The sequence below is a fragment of the Arthrobacter sp. SPT-J7 genome, from assembly GCF_059089965.1.
Map to the genome: position 1 here is coordinate 1 of NZ_JBNHFF010000544.1, position 549 is coordinate 549.

The window sequence follows — 549 nt, forward strand, 5'->3', positions numbered from 1 at the left end:
GGCTCTGACAAGGTCATTCAGCCGATTTTTACCCAAAATTTATCCGTTTCTCCACCTAAACCGTTGACCTCCACGGGGCAGCGTGAAATTCTTATCTCAGTCTTTGTGTAGGTGTTTTTCATGCTCGCAAGACATGTTGCGAGCGCGAAGCTCCTGCAGCGCCGGTCCTTTTTCCAGACGGGCAATCCAGGATTCTTCTCGCGGAGTGACCAAGGCCGGCACGAGGTGTGCCGATCTTAAACAAGTTCCACAATGAGGAGAAATAAATGGCACAGGGAACCGTCAAGTGGTTCAACGCTGAAAAGGGCTTCGGCTTCATTACCCCGGATGACTCCGATGGTGATGTATTCGTGCACTACTCGGAGATCCAGACCGGTGGCTTCAAGACCCTCGATGAGAACCAGCGTGTTCAGTTCGAAATCGGTCAGGGCGCCAAGGGCCCCCAGGCAACCGGCGTGACGCTGGTCTAGTCGCCGCCGTCCGGCCGCGTAAATCCGGCCGGCAGCGAAACAATGGTCCCCGGCAATTATGCCGGGGACCATTGTTATT

1 protein-coding gene is annotated in these 549 nt (G+C 54.8%); it reads left to right on the forward strand.

Annotation, left to right across the window (positions count from 1 at the left end):
* Positions 1-266 precede the first annotated feature (266 nt).
* Positions 267-470: a cold-shock protein gene (locus tag AC5RWX_RS34165; protein ID WP_011692441.1), complete on the forward strand. Its 204-nt coding sequence runs from the start codon at positions 267-269 to the stop codon at positions 468-470.
* Positions 471-549: the final 79 nt, after the last annotated feature.